13 protein-coding genes are annotated in these 14,069 nt (G+C 64.2%); 10 read left to right on the forward strand and 3 right to left on the reverse strand.

Translation table 11 applies throughout. The features are described 5' to 3' along the window. Window positions 1–162 precede the first annotated feature (162 nt). Window positions 163–1,047 (reverse strand): EI24 domain-containing protein, encoded by an 885-nt coding sequence (locus tag JJB11_RS11210; RefSeq protein WP_201170580.1) that lies wholly within the window; start codon window positions 1,045–1,047, stop codon window positions 163–165. A gap of 78 nt (window positions 1,048–1,125) precedes the next feature. Here JJB11_RS11210 and JJB11_RS11215 point away from each other — a divergent pair, with 78 nt between their 5' ends. Further along, window positions 1,126–2,142, forward strand: a complete 1,017-nt coding sequence (locus tag JJB11_RS11215) for an NAD-dependent epimerase (RefSeq protein WP_201170583.1) — start codon at window positions 1,126–1,128, stop codon at window positions 2,140–2,142. Here the strand turns inward: JJB11_RS11215 and JJB11_RS11220 are convergent. Then, a complete protein-coding gene (locus JJB11_RS11220) occupies window positions 2,139–2,840 on the reverse strand; it encodes a YdcF family protein (RefSeq protein ID WP_340643150.1) in 702 nt (233 codons plus the stop codon). The genes JJB11_RS11215 and JJB11_RS11220 overlap by 4 nt on opposite strands. Window positions 2,841–2,989: 149 nt before the next feature. Between JJB11_RS11220 and JJB11_RS11225 the strand changes: the two genes are divergently transcribed. Both JJB11_RS11225 and JJB11_RS11230 read left to right on the forward strand, forming a co-directional pair. Further along, on the forward strand, window positions 2,990–3,823 hold the full coding sequence (locus JJB11_RS11225) for a creatininase family protein (protein ID WP_201964772.1): 834 nt from the start codon (window positions 2,990–2,992) through the stop codon (window positions 3,821–3,823). A 27-nt stretch (window positions 3,824–3,850) separates the two neighbouring features. Then, complete coding sequence (locus JJB11_RS11230) at window positions 3,851–5,140, forward strand: YncE family protein (RefSeq protein WP_201170589.1); 1,290 nt, start codon at window positions 3,851–3,853, stop codon at window positions 5,138–5,140. 94 nt (window positions 5,141–5,234) lie between these two features. Here the strand turns inward: JJB11_RS11230 and JJB11_RS11235 are convergent, their stop codons facing one another. Continuing rightward, window positions 5,235–5,966, reverse strand: coding sequence for a pseudouridine synthase (locus JJB11_RS11235; RefSeq protein ID WP_201170590.1), 732 nt, complete (start codon window positions 5,964–5,966; stop codon window positions 5,235–5,237). Window positions 5,967–6,182: 216 nt separating this feature from the next. Here JJB11_RS11235 and JJB11_RS11240 point away from each other — a divergent pair, with 216 nt between their 5' ends. The 7 genes from JJB11_RS11240 (at window position 6,183) to JJB11_RS11270 (ending at window position 14,065) form a co-directional block, all read left to right on the forward strand. Then, the gene (locus JJB11_RS11240) at window positions 6,183–6,548 is read left to right on the forward strand and encodes a MarR family EPS-associated transcriptional regulator (RefSeq protein ID WP_201170592.1); all 366 of its coding nucleotides are present in this window, start codon (window positions 6,183–6,185) and stop codon (window positions 6,546–6,548) included. 5 nt (window positions 6,549–6,553) lie between these two features. Then, window positions 6,554–7,714, forward strand: a complete 1,161-nt coding sequence (locus JJB11_RS11245; RefSeq protein ID WP_201170594.1) for a protein kinase family protein — start codon at window positions 6,554–6,556, stop codon at window positions 7,712–7,714. 16 nt (window positions 7,715–7,730) lie between these two features. Then, window positions 7,731–9,152, forward strand: coding sequence for an oligosaccharide flippase family protein (locus JJB11_RS11250; protein ID WP_201170604.1), 1,422 nt, complete (start codon window positions 7,731–7,733; stop codon window positions 9,150–9,152). Window positions 9,153–9,426: 274 nt separating this feature from the next. Continuing rightward, complete coding sequence (locus JJB11_RS11255) at window positions 9,427–10,536, forward strand: O-antigen ligase family protein (RefSeq protein WP_242528939.1); 1,110 nt, start codon at window positions 9,427–9,429, stop codon at window positions 10,534–10,536. Between the two features lie 70 nt (window positions 10,537–10,606). Continuing rightward, window positions 10,607–11,659 carry an acyltransferase family protein gene (locus tag JJB11_RS11260; protein WP_277988820.1) on the forward strand — a complete coding sequence of 351 codons (1,053 nt, stop codon included), beginning with the start codon at window positions 10,607–10,609 and terminating at the stop codon, window positions 11,657–11,659. A 5-nt stretch (window positions 11,660–11,664) separates the two neighbouring features. Further along, a complete protein-coding gene (locus JJB11_RS11265; protein ID WP_201170610.1) occupies window positions 11,665–12,774 on the forward strand; it encodes a glycosyltransferase family 4 protein in 1,110 nt (369 codons plus the stop codon). Next, complete coding sequence (locus tag JJB11_RS11270) at window positions 12,755–14,065, forward strand: nucleoside/nucleotide kinase family protein (RefSeq protein WP_201170619.1); 1,311 nt, start codon at window positions 12,755–12,757, stop codon at window positions 14,063–14,065. The genes JJB11_RS11265 and JJB11_RS11270 overlap by 20 nt, the downstream gene beginning before the upstream one ends. Window positions 14,066–14,069: the final 4 nt, after the last annotated feature.

Raw genomic sequence — 14,069 nt, forward strand, 5'->3', positions numbered from 1 at the left:
TCCAAGCCCAAAGGCTGGCGACGGCGTGCACCCGCTCCGCCCGGGTTGCCCCGAACTCTTAGAGTCTAGGAAAGAAACATACAAGGCTGGCGGTGAGCCGCAGGCGAACCCCAGCTTGCTGCGGACGCCGGGTCGCTGGGGTTCGGTTCGCTCACCGCCAGCCTACGGGGCGGGGTGTACCGGCGAAGCGGGTAGGACCGGCGAAGCGGGTGTGGCCGTCACAGCGGGCGGCGGCGTGGCGTCCGGTGCAGACCGCTCCGCCCGCAACCGCTCCAGCGCCGCCAGGCAGTAGTGCGTGAACCACAGCGACGAGAACGCGAACACCAGCGTGTAGATCCAGATCGCGACCGGGATCAGCACGGGGAACGCCGCCGCGAAGAACCAGCCCGAGGCCCACACCAGGCTGGGCGCAGCGCCCAGGTAGCCGGAAGTCACGCCGATGATCAGCAGCCAATGGCGGTGTTGCTTGAACACCTGGCGGCGCTCTTCCCGGCTCGCATGGTCCGCGAGCGAATCGAAGGCCATCACGCGGTAGGTGAGCCAGCCCCAGATCAGCGGCGGCAGGATGAGGATCAGCGGCGGGATCAGCCACAGCGGAATCGAGATGACCAGCGCCACGGCCGCCAGCAGCGTCGAGCCGAAGGACCACACCGCGCTGTGCAGCCAGGACGCGCCGTGCTTGCGCTCCAGGTCAGGGAAGCGCCGGCGGGCGACCAGCCGCACGACCGCGGGCGTCATGAGCACGGCCACGAAGAACAGCACCAGCACCACGAGCACCGGCGTCACGGCGAAGATCACCAGCAGCGGCGCCAGCGCGTTCTTCAGGCCCGTCATGCCCATGTCGGTGAGCCACTGCGTGATGGTCGTCAGCCACGCGCTGGACTCCAGCCAGCGGAACACCATGTCGACGGCGCTGTCCCAGAAGAAATACGACATGCCGCCCGCGGTCAGCACCAGTCCCAGCAGCGGCAGCAGCGACAGCCCGATCACGCGCGGGTGCAGGCAGTAGGCGACGGCGCGCCAGAAGGAATCGATCAGCAGGGACATGGGTGGCGCATGTTACCGCCTGCCCCTGCGGGAGCGCGTGCTACATTGCCCGCCCGAGCAGAACGACATCCGCGTTTCATGAAGATCCTGGTGACCGGCGCGGCCGGCTTCATTGGCATGCACACCGCCGCGCGCCTACTGGCGCGCGGCGACGAAGTCGTGGGCGTGGACAACCTCAACGACTACTACGACGTGAGCCTGAAGGAAGCGCGGCTCGCCCAGCTCGCGCCCGACCCGCGCTTCGCGTTCCACAGGATCGACATCGCCGACCGCTACGCCATGGAACGCCTCTTCGCGTCGGAGCGGCCGCAGCGCGTCATCCATCTGGCAGCGCAGGCCGGCGTGCGGTACTCGCTGAAGAACCCGCACGCGTACGTCGACGCGAACCTGAAAGGGTTCATGAACATCCTGGAGGGCTGCCGGGACCACGCGGTGGAGCACCTGGTGTACGCCAGCACCTCCAGCGTCTACGGCAGCAACACGACGCGGCCCTTCTCGGAACACCAGAACGTCGACCACCCGGTGAGCCTGTACGCCGCGACCAAGAAGGCCAACGAGCTGATGGCGCATGCCTACAGCCACCTGTTCCGGATCCCGACCACGGGCCTGCGCTTCTTCACCGTGTACGGGCCCTGGGGCCGGCCGGACATGGCGCTGTTCCTCTTCACGCGCGCCATGCTGGAAGGACGGCCCATTTCCATCTTCAACCACGGGAAGATGGTGCGCGACTTCACGTATGTCGACGACATCGTCGAAGGCGTCCTGCGGGTGGTCGACAAGCCGGCGACGCCGTCGGCTGCGTACGATCCGGCTTCACCCGACCCGGCGACCAGCGACGCGCCCTATCGCGTGTTCAACATCGGCAACAGCCAGCCCACGCCGCTGATGGAGTACATCGTCGCCCTGGAAAAGGCGTCCGGGATCGAGGCGAAGAAGGAATTCCTGCCCATGCAGCCCGGCGACGTCCCCGCCACGAGCGCCGACACCTCCGAGCTCGACGCCTGGGTCGGCTTCAAGCCGGACACGCCCGTCGACGTGGGCGTGGCGCGCTTCTACGCCTGGTACATGGCCCACTACGGCCGGCAACCCGCCTAGCCTGCGGAGCCTGGGGGCATCCAGCCCGCGCGCAGTCCCTCCTTGTCGCTGGGTCGCCGGTCCTGCGACGGACAGGTCCGCGGCCCCTCGATCGCCCGCTGCACGGGACCGAAGACGAGTCCGAGCCATTCGTGGGCCGGTCCGCGCGCCTGGTCCCATCCCCGCTGGCTCGGAACGAAGCTCGCGAGCGTGATGCGGGGCCGCGGCGGCCCACCGCCCGGAACCGGCGCGGGAATGACGACGAAGCCCGCAGCCCGGAACAGGTAGCTGGCCCGCGGCATGTGGTACGGGTCGGTGACCAGCGCGATCCGCTTCACGCCCATGCCGGAGACCAGGCAGGCGGAATACACGGCGTTCTCCAGCGTGTTCGTGGACTGGGTCTCCACCCACCGGGGAGCGATGCCGTACTTGTGCAGCAGATAAGCCGTCCCAGGGTCGGCGCGCGCCGCCCGTGCCGGCCTCGCGCTGGGGCGGCCCCAGCCCACCACCAGCAGGGGAACCCGGGTGGACTGGTGCAGCCTGGCGCCGTAGTCCATTCGATCGAGGTTGCCCCCCAGGACGGCGATCGCCTGGGCCTGCTCGCCGACCCGTTGCGGATCGACCGGCGTGGACTGCCACTCGAGCCCCGCGAGCATCACGCGTGCGCCCGCCTCGGTGGTGCGCAGCCAGGCCGACGCGAGCGCGACGAGCGCGAGCACGCCGAGCAACCTTGCTCCAAGCCTTCCCCGCCGCTGATGTGTCGTATGCGCCATGCAGCAAGCATGTTATCCGTCACAGAGGGGAAACAATTCGCTTCGCCAGCTCAGCGCGTGCGAAGCGCCGCAACCCATCCACTACACTCGCGGCGATGCGGTTTCCCGTCGTCCTCCTGATGCGCGCCGGACGCGCTGGTTTCATCTGCGCGGCGCTCGCGGCCGCCCTCGCCCACGCGGCCGCGCCGGCCCCGGTGGATATCGAGGTAATGACCTCGCCCGAGCTCAAGGCGCGCCTCGCCGCCGGCGCCACGACCGTGCTGGTCCCCATCGGCGGGACCGAACAGAACGGACCGCACATGGTCCTGGGCAAGCACAACGTGCGCGCCCACGTGCTCGCCGACGAAATCGCGCGCCGCCTGGGCAACGCCGTCGTCGCGCCCGTGATCGCCTACGTCCCCGAGGGCTCGATCAACCCGCCGGCGGCGCACATGCGCTTCACCGGCACGATCTCCATCCCGGACAGCACCTTCGAGTCGCTGCTGGAGTCCACCGCCCGCAGCTTCAAGCAGCACGGATTCCACGACGTTTTCTTCCTGGGCGACCACGGCGGCTACCAGAAGAGCGAGCAGCGCGTGGCCGACAAGCTCAATCGCGAGTGGGCGAAGGATCCGGCCTGCCGCGTGCACGCCCTGCTGGAGTACTACGACGTCACCCAGACCGCCTTCGTCGACACGCTCAGGAAGAAGGGCTACAGCCCGGCCGAGATCGGCACCCATGCCGGCCTGAACGACACCGCACTGACGCTCGCTGTCGACAAGTCGCTGGTCCGCGCCGACGTGCTGGCGCAAGGCGCGCAGCTGGATGCCGCGCATGGCGTCCACGGCGACCCGCGACGGGCGACCGCTGAGGTGGGTCAACTCGGCGTCCAGGAAATCGTCAACACTTCGGTCGCCGCCATTCAACGGGCGACGGCCCTCAAGCGTTAGAGACCGAACGCCCTCTCCCTGCCCTCCATGAAATTCGATCGAAGCCTCCTCTCCTCCCTCGCCCTGTTCGCGCTGGGGACTGCCGCCATCGTCGGCACCGTGTTCGGCGCCGGCCTGTCCACCACCCTGAGCCAGGCGGCGCCCCAGGACGGCAAGCCCGTGCAGGCCACCCACGGCATCCAGACGGTGCCGGGCATGCCGCCCGTGATCGACCCGTCGAACATCTATTCGGAAACGGCCGCCGGCCACATGAGCCCCGCGGTGAAGGGCCAGCTGGAACGCGTGTACGTGCCCAACCTGCGCTCCAACGACGTCACCGTCATCGACCCGGAAAGCGCCAAGGTCCTCTACAACTTCAAGGTGGGCCGCAGCCCGCAGCACGTGGTGCCGTCCTGGGACCTGCACACGCTCTGGGTGGCGAACAACGCCGAAGGCCGCACCGATGGCAGCCTCACCGCCATCGACCCGCTCACCGGCAAGCCGGGCGAGACCGTGCCCGTCGACGACCCGTACAACATGTACTTCACGCCCGACGGCAAGTCGGCCATCGTGGTGGCGGAAGCCAAGAAGCGCCTGGACTTCCGCGACCCGCACACGATGCAGCTGCAGTACTCCATCGACACGCCCGGCTGCGGCGGCATCAACCACGCCGACTTCTCCATCGACGGGCGCTACGCCATCTTCACCTGCGAGTTCAGCGGCCAGATCGCCAAGATCGACCTGGTGAACCGCCACGTGGTGGCCTACCTGAAGCTGATGATGCCGCAGCGCCGCCTGAAGGAAGGCTCCTCGGTGATCGACCCGCAGACCGAGATCTGCACCATCACGCGCGGCATGCCGCAGGACATCCGCAGCTCCCCGGACGGCAAGCGCTTCTACATCGCCGACATGGACGCCGACGGCGTGCACGTGGTGGACGGAGAGAGCTTCCGCGAGGTGGGCTTCATCGTCACCGGCCTCGGCACCCACGGCCTCTATCCCAGCCGCGACGGCAAGAAGCTGTACGTGGCCAACCGCAGCACGCACAAGATCCACGGCAAGCCCCATGGCCCCGGCAGCGTGAGCGTGATCGACTTCGCCACCGAGAAGGTCGTCGCCAACTGGCCCATCCCCGGCGGCGGCAGCCCCGACATGGGCAACGTCAGCGCCGACGGCAAGTGGCTGTGGCTGTCGGGCCGCTTCGACGACGAGGTCTACCGCATCGACACCTACAGCGGCGCCGTCACCAGGATCAAGGTGGGCAAGGAGCCGCACGGCCTCACGGTGTGGCCGCAGCCGGGGCGGTATTCGCTGGGGCATACGGGCAACTTGCGCTGAAGCTGCGGGCCGGAGCCTGGCGCTGCGCGGTAGGCTGGCGGTGAGCACACAGAGCTGTAGGCTGGCGGTGAGCGCAGCGAACCCCAGCTCTCCCTCACGCCTTCTTATCCTGCACGGCCGCCAGTTCCCCCTCCCCCAACCACCGCCACTCTCCCGGCGCGAGATCCGCCGGCAAGGCCAGTTGCCCAATCCGCGCGCGATGCAGTGCGGTCACCCGATTCCCCACCGCAGCCAGCATCCGCTTCACCTGGTGGTACTTGCCTTCGGTGAGCGTGAGGTCCAGGGTGTGGCTGCCGGTCGCCACGCAGGCCGCCGCGCGCACGGGCTTCGGACTGTCATCGAGCACCACGCCCGCCAGCAGCCGCTGCACCTGGCGGTCATCGACCGGATCGGCCGTGGTGAGCTGGTAGACCCTGGGCACGTGATGCTTCGGTGAACTCATCTTGTGGATGAAAGCGCCGTCATCGCTGAGAAGCAGCAGGCCGGTGGTGTCCTGGTCCAGCCGCCCGATCGCCTGCACGCCGGGCTGGCCGCCCTTCACCGGGCGCTGGCGCAAGGGGCCGGGCAGCAGCGCGTAGATGCTGGGCCAGGCGGAGGGCTTCTGCGAGCACTCGTAGCCTGCGGGCTTGTGGAGCAGGAGGTAGGCCTTGGCGTGGTAGGTCCAGTGGGTGCCTTCAACTGTGAAGGCGAGGCCTTCGGGCGTGACGTCCTCGTACGGGTCGGTGGCGGGCTGACCGGAGACGGTGACGAGGCCTTGCTGGATGAGACCGAGGCAGACGCGGCGCGGGCCGAAGCCTTGGGAGTAGAGGAGGTCCTGCAGTTGCATACGGAGCGAAGTGTGCCTGCGTGGTAGCGGCACCGCGGCGGCGGGAGCTACGCGAGGAAAGCTGCAGCACTGTTGGGCAACGCGCATGCGCCCCTCGTCCGTTTGTACGAATGTGGCCGACAGAGCTGTCAGAATCTTGCCCGGTCGGTTGCACACTGATACAGTGCTCAAAGTTGAACGGTTTGCGGCCAGGCAAGCCGGCTCAGGACGAGCACCATGGCCAGCAAACACCTGGAACACACCGAAGACCTGCACTTCCGTGTCCTGAAGCTTCTTCAGGATCGCCCAGACATCTCGCAGCGGGAATTGGCGCAGAGGCTCGGAGTGAGCAATGGGAAGCTGCATTACTGCATGAGGGCTCTCATTGAGCGCGGCCTGGTCAAGCTCGGCAACTTCGCGCACTCCAAACACCACTTGGGCTACGCGTACCTGCTCACGCCCGCGGGGATCGCGCACAAAGCCAGCATGACGAGCAAATTCCTGCAAAGAAAAATGGCGGAGTACGAGGCACTGAAAAGCGAGATCCAGGCCCTGCAGCGGGAGGCAACGGGGCGCCGCCGGTTGGAGCAGGCGCCTCCCTGAGCCCCATGTTCGACCACCCCGTCTTCACGGCGGCGCTGTCCGACGTCGGCAGTCTTGGCATTCGCGTGCTCGCCACCTCCGCACCGGGGGCGCGGGTCTACGGAGTCGTGGGGGGGCGTTCCAACGCACGGTGGTGGCTGATTCCCCTCGAGAGCGGACGCGTGGCCGAGAGTGGGCTCGCCTTGTTCCAACCTCTGCTCCCAAGCGCACGCAAGATGAAAGCTGCGGCTACGCTCTTAAGCCGACTCGGTTTGCAGGGGCTGTGGGCAAGGAAGCGCGTGTACGTGCAAGACTTCCCTGATTTCAGCCGCTTCTTTGGCGCGACCTCTCTCAGCTTTGCGTTTTTCACGGGGACGGACAGCCCGCACCGCAAGGTCGCAATCCAGGTGATGGACAGGTCGGGCAGGGTTCTCGGCTTTGCAAAGGTGACTCGGGATCCGAAGGTCGCCGCACTCCTTCGATACGAGGCGCAGATGTTGCGCGAGGTGGCCGGTTTGGACCTTCGCGAAGGCTTCGTTCCGCACGTGCTTTTCTCCGGGGAGATGGGCGGAAGCGAGGTGCTGCTGACGGATACTTTGAAGACGCGCGCGACGCGGACCACGATCGACCTTGGCCCTCAACACCGGGCATTCCTCCAAGAGATAGCGAGCAGGACACGGGCCGCACCCGTGTCCTCCTGGGAGCTCGCCGACGTGCTAGAGGCGAGAGTTGGGACGCTCCTGAACCGCGTTCCGACCGATTGGCAGACTCGGTTTTCAAAGGCCATTGAGACACTGCGGTCCGAGGAATGCCCGCCGCTGTCGAGGTGCTTCGCCCAGGGCGACTTCACGCCATGGAACACGTTCCTAGCCGGCGGACGGCTCTACGTATTTGACTGGGAATACGCGGATCGCGTGCAACTCGCCGGGAGCGACGTGGTGCATTTCGTGATGAACCAGCCTCGAGTGAAGGCGCTCCCGCCCGCAGCAAAGCTCGCGGCGGCAGAACAGGTACTTGCCGAAGAGTGGACTGGCATCGTGCGCTCCTGCCACCGTTCCGTTTTGATCTCTTATGTTCTGGGGCAGGTCCTGCTGCAGGTGGAGCGCGCCGTCGGCACGCTCACCGGCTGGGACGGAGAACACGAGCAGGCTCGGATGCTGTCGCACCTGGTGGGCCCCCTGCATTGAAAGAAGAAGGTCGCCAGTGAGCGTCAAGAAGAACACCGCATTGAACATCCTGGGTGCAGCGGCTCCGATGGCCGTGATGCTGGTCACGGTCCCGCTGTATGTGAAGATCCTGGGCGAAGCGCGCTATGGTGTTCTGTCGCTCGTATGGCTCGTGCTTGGGTACTTTTCTTTCCTCGAGCTCGGGCTGGGGAAGGCAACCGCGAACCAGCTCGCCAAGGCGGCGGAAGCGTCCGCCGAAGAACGTTCCGAAATCTTCTGGACGGCGGTGATCGTGAACCTAGCGATGGGAGCGGCGGGTGGCTGCGTGCTCTGGATCGCGGGCAGCACCGTGATCGACCGACTGCCCGGCCTCGCACCGCAGTTTCGGATGGAAAGCAGGGATGCACTTCCCTGGCTGGTCGCGACGTTCCCGCTAGCGCTCGTGTCGTCGGTGCTCAACGGGGCGCTGGAAGGCCGAAGCGAGTTTTTTATTCTCAATGTTCTTCAGGTCGCGACGAACACGATATTCCAGATCGCGCCGCTCGCGGTCGCGTACTGGTACTCGCCCGATCTCGGGTGGGTCATTCCGGCCGCGGTGCTGTCGCGCGCGGGAATGAACTTCTTTTTCCTCTTCGCGTGCTGGCGACGCGTGCCGCTTCAGGGCCGCCCCCGCGTGTCCCGGGCACGGCTCAAGTCCCTCTTTTCGTACGGGGGCTGGGTGGCGGTCACCGGGATTGCAGCGCCCCTACTGGAAACGGGCGAGCGAATGATTGTGGGCATGGTGCTCGGTCCGGCCGCGGTGACCCACTACACAATCCCGATGCAACTGGTCACCAAGGCGAAGGTCCTCCCCGGCGCGTTGTGCCGCGCACTGTTCCCGTCGCTGTCGTCCTCAAGTGCGGAGGAGAGTTCACGGCTCGCCGCCGAGTCGGCCTGCTCTCTCGCCTGGCTGCTCGCGCTCGGCTGTAGCATCGGCGCATTCGCACTGAAACCATTTCTGGCGCTCTGGATAAGCCCGGAGTTTTCGCGCACTGCTGCCCCGATCGGGGAGTTGCTGCTGCTTGGCGTTTGGGTGACTGGAGTCGCGCACGTCCCCTACTTCTACCTACAGGCGCGGGGCCGTCCCGACCTGATTGCGAAACTGCACATCATTGAACTACCTCTATACCTGTTGCTCGCCTGGACCGCTGCCGGCACGACTGGCCTTACCGGGGTTGCGGCCGCCTGGGTCGCGCGCGGGATCATCGAATCCGCGGCGATGTTCCACTTGGCGGGAATGATCGAGCGCCGGTCTGTGCAGGTCGTCTGGGCGGGAATTACGGTCGCAACCGCATGTCTGTTGACGATGGCACTGGACCTGTCGTTAGCTTGGCGTGCGGCCACCATATGCCTGTGCTGTGGTTCCGCATTGCTCTCCGTATCAAAGCGAATCTTGCTAATTCGCCGGGCGACCGCATGACTGTCAGAGCCGACTTGTCATCTGCGGTTGCTCGACGCCCGAAGCCGCCGCGCCCACGGTGCTCGCGCAACCGGCTGCTCGCCCACTTGACTCAGCCGATCTTGCGGTACTGGTATGAGGCAGAGGAGTAGCTATGGTTCGCGTGCGTCCCATCACCCTCTTCTGCCTAATTGCAATTCCGAGTCTGTTCATCAGCAGTTTGTCCGAGCTTTTCCCGGCGTTGGTACTTCCGAGTTCCGTTCGAATGGCCTTGGTATGTATTGCCGCCCTAAGCATGCCTTTGGGTAGTCGCAGAACATCTGGTCCGGGCGGTGTGCTTTACCCCCTAGCTTGTTTTGCATTTTTTGGACTCGCATCCGTGCTTTGGAGCATTGACCCCAGCATAAGTCTTGAACGCGCCTTCCTAAATATTGCTGCCGTCGGCGTTCTGTGGGTGTTCTCGAAGTGTGCCTCCGCAGAGGATCAACTTCGAGTCATCTTGGCATTCTCCGCAGCATGCATCATTGTCGTCATCCTTGCGAGCCTCCCCGCATACGTCGGGCAACCTGCATCAGCGTACTTCCAAGGCAACTTTCGCGGTTATTTCTCCAACTCTAATAGCCTCGCGCACTATGCTGCCTTCGCAACGCCACTGTGTTGCGCGGGATTATTGCAGCGCTCAAGAAGGATTCGGGGAGTGGCGCTACTCACTCTGGTCTACCTTGTGTACGTGCTACTGGACTCCAGGTCGCGTGCGGCGTTTGCGGCTGTGCTACTGAGTTCACTGATCGTATTTTTTGGGTCGCGACGGCGAGTGATTACTCCGATGAACCTGCTGATCCTCGCCCCCGGAATCGCGTTCGCTCTCTACGTCTTTGTTCAATTTGCGACGAACAAGTACGAGGGCGTCGACACCGTCGGGACACGTCTTTACTTGTGGCAAATCCACTTGGACGCAATAACACAACGACCGCAGCTTGGCTGGGGCATTGGCATCAACCCAGTGGACTTCAAGCTCTACACCGCGCCGGGCTACAACTATCTCGCGGATACCGAGAAGGGCAGTTCCTATATCAGCCTTCCCGAGGAACTGGGACTCTGGTTTGCCATTCCCTTCTTCCTCATTCTTCTTCCGCAGCTTGCCCAAAGACTCTACGCTGCTTACGTGCATGGCCACAAATATGCGAACGCCGCAATGCGCTTGGTCCCGGCGGGTTTGGTTCTTGGCAGCTTAGTGCACGCCTCCTTCGAATCATGGCTGTTCTCGTTCGGAAATCCGCTCGCGTTCTCGTTTTGGATGTCTTGTATCTACCTAGCATCGCATGCGACACCCTCCAGACCTAACTTGAGGCGGGCTTCGCCTTCGAAGCGCAAGGAGCTCATCAGAGCTGTGGATGTGGGATGAGATGGTCTGCACGAACACTGGAGAACTACCACAGAAGCGGGCCGGGGTCTCCGAAATCATGGGTATGGGAATGCGCCCACCACGGATTTTCGCGGGCTTGCAAGCAATGCGATTTCTCGCCGCGGTCATGGTTGTCTGCACTCACGCGACGTTCTATGTATCCACTCGGCTCTCCAATGGCTTCCCCGTTTGGGATTCGGGCACGCAGGGTGTGCCTTTGTTCTTCGTGATAAGCGGGTTTGTCATGACCCTCTCCACCGCCTCGCTGCCGCGAGGAACTCTGGGCGCACGGAAATTTGTCGCATCCCGCCTGATCCGCATCGTTCCCCTTTATTGGGCGCTGAACTTGTTGAAGCTTGCGCAAATCCTGGCGCTCCCGGCGCTTGCCTTCGCTAAGCCGGATGTGTGGAACGTGGTGCTCTCGATGCTCTTCATCCCGAGTCGAAACGCGGAGGGCGCCGTCGAGGCCTTCTATGGTGTTGGCTGGACTCTCGACTTCGAGATGTTCTTCTACGCGGTCTTGGCCATTGCCTTGATGTTCCGGCGCATCCCCCTTTACATGTTCATGGCTGCGGTCTTGATTCCCGCCGTGCTGGTCGCGCCGTATCGCCAGGAGCACTGGCCGGCGGTGACCTTCCTGCTGAATCCCCTTCTACTCGATTTCCTGTGGGGCGTTGCCATTGGCCATCTGTACCTTCGCGGAGTGAGGGTCTCGCCGCATGTGAGCCTCGTCTGTCTTGTGGTCGGCCTGACCATCGTGTTCGCGCTCCCCAAATTTCCGCTGCTTGGTTTGCAGTACGCGCTGGCGATTGGAGGCGCAGTCTTCCTCGAAGAGAAGTGGGGCCAGCGCGTTCCACGTATCGCTGTCATCGGCGGGGACGCGTCCTATTCCCTTTATCTCGTGCACCCTATGGTTGGCGTTCTCGTTGCGGTCATTCTTCACCGCGCAGGCATCTCCACGCCTCTTGCGGCGATCTGCGCGATTCTCGTCGCGAGCACGTGTGCCGCGTACCTGACGTATGTGCTTTTTGAGCGGCCGATTACGGGGATGCTGCGGCGTCGCTTCACCGGCGGGCAGCTCACGCCGGCCGCGCTGCCAGCCCAAAGTCTCACGATGCACTGAATCGAATGAAGGTATTCCACTTCATCTTGGGCAAGGCCAACAAGGATCGGGCCAATGGCGTGAACCAGGTCATTGCTGGTCTGGCGAAGTATTCAGCGCGAAACGGAGCGGAAGTTCGCGTGATCGGGAAGGCCGAAAGCGCGGACGCTGAAGGTGAGATCGTTCACAGGGACGGTTTCGATGTACGAGTCTATTCGCGCTGGAGCACGGCTTTGGCCGGCGCTGTGAAGGATGCCGTCCGATGGGCGGACGTGGTCCATCTCCACGGCACATACGCCCCCTGGAATTTCGGGGTGGCGGCGCTGTCTCGCAGCGTGCGCACGCCGCACATCATCACGCTGCACGACGGCCTCGCGCCGGAACGTGCCGAACGTGGCAAGGTCAAGAAGCGTGCGTACGACGCCGTGATCCAAAGGCGCCACTTATCGACTGCTTCCGCAATCCACGTCCTCACGCAGGAAGAAGGCACGGACTTGCTTCGCTTCGCGCCCGTGAACCACGTCTTCTGCGTGCCCAACGGCATCGACCTGGAGGACTATCCTCGCCAGCCGATTTTGCAAAGAACGGACCTGCGGCACATCGGCTATCTCGGTCGACTCTCTCCGGAGAAGAACCTGGACGCATTGTGCTCGGCATTCGTGGCAGTCAATGGCGACCGCAAACTTCGCCTGCTGCTGGCCGGCCCCGTCAATCCGTATGGTGAGTCGCTCCGCACGCGCTATGGCCAGCATGGTGTTGAACTGGTCGGACCAAAGTACGGGACAGAGAAGACGCAGTTCATTCGCGACCTGGACTTGTTCGTGCATCCGTCGCTGTGCGATGTCTTCTCCATCGCGGCGATGGAGGTGCTCGCTCTCGGAACGCCGCTTCTGATCACCCGCACATCGAAGGTGTCGTATTTCGCGGACCGCTGCGCTTTCATGATGTGCGAGCCGACGTCGTACGGTCTCGCGGCCGGTCTTCGAGACGCATTGTCCCGCAAGGACCAATGGCCGGTAATTTCCGAGAACGGCATGAAGCTGATCTCGGAAACTTTGAACTGGGATGTTTCCGCCTCGAAGCTCCTGAACGAGTATGAGGCCGTGATCGCGAGGAATGATGAAGAAGGAGCTTAGTGCGCTCGTGACGGGCAGCGTTTCGGCGGTGATGCCGGTGCTCGGGTTGCGAGGTACAGACGATTTCGCCCGGGTGGGCGGAGATCTGGATTTCATAGTTCCGGCCGGACATGCGGTGGAGGCGTGCCGGACTGCAGCCCGCGCGGCGACGGACGCTGGCTGGTACTTGCTCTTCTTCCGCGATATTGGTTACCTCGCGCAGATCGTCTTGGTGCGCCCCTCGGACACCGGCGAGGACCACGCCATTAAGGTCGACTTCTTTGACGGACTGCGCTGGTACGGAATCGGACGCGACGACGCAGGGCGCACTCTCCTTGAGCAGACCGCCTCGATGCGAGGAGACCCGAAGGTAGTCGGTGCAGTCAGCTTCTTTCAGAAAACGATGACGGTCGGCCGGTGCTCGGAACGCGACTGGGCTCGGGTTCAGGCGACCGGCGCCGACAAACCATATTTGTTAGCGGTCGCAAGCAACTGTGGCCTGCCGCTCACCGCTGAACAACTCGGCACACGAGGGCCAAGTGGTCTTGCGAAGTGGAAGCTCCGCGCCGCATCCGGCGGGGCGCAAGGTCCGCTGTCTGCGCTCTCGTGGTTCCTTTCGGCTGCCGGCGCGCACCTTCGCTTCAAGTCCGGAATGGGCACGCACGCGGGCCTTGTGGTGGCCGTGTCCGGCTTGGACGGATCCGGCAAGAGCACGCTCGTCGGCCGTTTGATGACCACATTCAGGACGGCAGGCGGCATTCAGCCCCAGGAACTGCACCTCCTGCCCTCGTGGATCCCGATGCCACACCAGATTCTGCGGCGAAAGAAGACTGCGACCGCGTATCACAAGCCTTACTCCGAGCCGCCTGTGACATCGAGGTCAAGTGCGCTCCTGCGTCTCGGTTTCTATGGTCTTGCGTTCGCCCTTGCGCGGGCCGCGCTGGCTTGGCAGACGCTTCGGGGCGCCGTGGTCGTTTCCGATCGGAGCTTCTTCGACTTTGCATCGGATCTGAGTCGCGCACGGATTCCTCACGCCCAATTGCCCGACTGGCTTTTGCGGGTTCTTGTCCCGAAAGGGGTGCTTTGTTTTGTCGATGCTTCGCCAGACTGCGTTGTCCAGCGTAAGGGTGAACTGACCTTGGAGAACGCGACGCGGATTCGCGCAGGCTATCTCCGCACAGCGGAACTGAGCCAAGCAGTGGTTCTGGACGGGAACGCGAGCGCGACGGAAGTGTTCAAGCAACTGCTTGCTCACGTCTCGGCGGAATACCTGCGCAGGCTGGATGGGGCCACAGGCCAAGGCAGGCGATGACTTT

The sequence above is a fragment of the Ramlibacter ginsenosidimutans genome (genome assembly GCF_016654015.1).
Taxonomy (GTDB): Bacteria; Pseudomonadota; Gammaproteobacteria; order Burkholderiales; family Burkholderiaceae_C; genus Ramlibacter; species Ramlibacter ginsenosidimutans.

Bases quoted from the DNA above. Each gene is read 5' to 3' on its own strand.
- JJB11_RS11210 (WP_201170580.1), bottom strand. From the start codon at position 1,047: ATGTCCCTGCTGATCGATTCCTTCTGGCGCGCCGTCGCCTACTGCCTG.
- JJB11_RS11215 (WP_201170583.1), top strand. From the start codon at position 1,126: ATGAAGATCCTGGTGACCGGCGCGGCCGGCTTCATTGGCATGCACACC.
- JJB11_RS11225 (WP_201964772.1), top strand. From the start codon at position 2,990: ATGCGGTTTCCCGTCGTCCTCCTGATGCGCGCCGGACGCGCTGGTTTC.
- JJB11_RS11230 (WP_201170589.1), top strand. From the start codon at position 3,851: ATGAAATTCGATCGAAGCCTCCTCTCCTCCCTCGCCCTGTTCGCGCTG.
- JJB11_RS11235 (WP_201170590.1), bottom strand. From the start codon at position 5,966: ATGCAACTGCAGGACCTCCTCTACTCCCAAGGCTTCGGCCCGCGCCGC.
- JJB11_RS11240 (WP_201170592.1), top strand. From the start codon at position 6,183: ATGGCCAGCAAACACCTGGAACACACCGAAGACCTGCACTTCCGTGTC.
- JJB11_RS11245 (WP_201170594.1), top strand. From the start codon at position 6,554: ATGTTCGACCACCCCGTCTTCACGGCGGCGCTGTCCGACGTCGGCAGT.
- JJB11_RS11255 (WP_242528939.1), top strand. From the start codon at position 9,427: ATGCCTTTGGGTAGTCGCAGAACATCTGGTCCGGGCGGTGTGCTTTAC.
- JJB11_RS11260 (WP_277988820.1), top strand. From the start codon at position 10,607: ATGCGCCCACCACGGATTTTCGCGGGCTTGCAAGCAATGCGATTTCTC.
- JJB11_RS11265 (WP_201170610.1), top strand. From the start codon at position 11,665: ATGAAGGTATTCCACTTCATCTTGGGCAAGGCCAACAAGGATCGGGCC.
- JJB11_RS11270 (WP_201170619.1), top strand. From the start codon at position 12,755: ATGATGAAGAAGGAGCTTAGTGCGCTCGTGACGGGCAGCGTTTCGGCG.